Origin of the sequence: Corynebacterium sp. AOP12-C2-36 (assembly GCF_052379185.1) — a bacterium.
In the GTDB taxonomy this organism is placed as follows: domain Bacteria; phylum Actinomycetota; class Actinomycetes; order Mycobacteriales; family Mycobacteriaceae; genus Corynebacterium.
In genome coordinates, this window is sequence record NZ_JBQSYJ010000075.1 from 1 (window position 1) to 747 (window position 747).

Annotated in this window: 2 pseudogenes; both read right to left on the reverse strand. The window is 62.4% G+C overall.

The annotated features are described in order from the left end of the window. Window positions 1-306: pseudogene (locus ACT3UN_RS16520) on the reverse strand (DDE-type integrase/transposase/recombinase); the annotation flags it as partial. Between the two features lie 49 nt (window positions 307-355). Continuing rightward, window positions 356-573 (reverse strand): annotated as a pseudogene (locus ACT3UN_RS16525) (DDE-type integrase/transposase/recombinase); the annotation flags it as partial. Between the last annotated feature and the right edge of the window lie 174 nt (window positions 574-747).

Sequence of the window (747 nt, forward strand, 5' to 3'; positions counted from 1 at the left end):
CGACCGTCCTTGGTCACCACTCGGTAGAGGTAGCACCACTTTCCGCCGACCCGGATGTAGGTTTCATCCACGCTTCAGGAAACAGAGACCAACAGCGAGGTTTGGCGGTACCGGCGGGCACGTTTATCCAGTTCCGGGCTGTACTTCTGCACCCAGAGGTAGATGGTGGTGTGATCCACCGGAACTCCACGCTCGCTCAGCATCTCCTCCAGGTCGCGCTAGAGCACCTCGTAGCGGCAGTACCACCTCACCGCCTGCAGGATGACCTCTTGGGGGGGGGGAGTGGCGCCCGGAGAAGATGCTCATGATCCCTGATCCTCACGTGCCATCCCCAACTTTGCAACAGCATCGCCACGCTGCCGTGGTCGGAGTGGAACACCGCTCCAGCCAGACTCCCGCGCTAGCCGCCGCAGCCTTCATCGCGTCGACAGCCAGGGATGTGCGCATATAGTCGGCGATCGTGAAGCCGAGGAGGCGTCGGGAGAAGCAGTCGATGACCGTGGCCAGGTACATGTTCACCCCGTCGGATATCGGCAGGTAGGTGATATCACCGACGTAGACCTTGTTGGCCGCTCGGCGGTGGATCTCAGTGACTCGCCTTCGGTGGACTCGTAGAGGGCGACGGCGTCACGCTTGAACTGCTCCGAGTAGGTCTTCAGGGGCATGGTGGGACACTACCTTTCTTCCCCCGCGCGTCGCCGGGGTCAGGGTGTCTACCACACGGGGGTCAGGCCCTAGAGCTCCCGA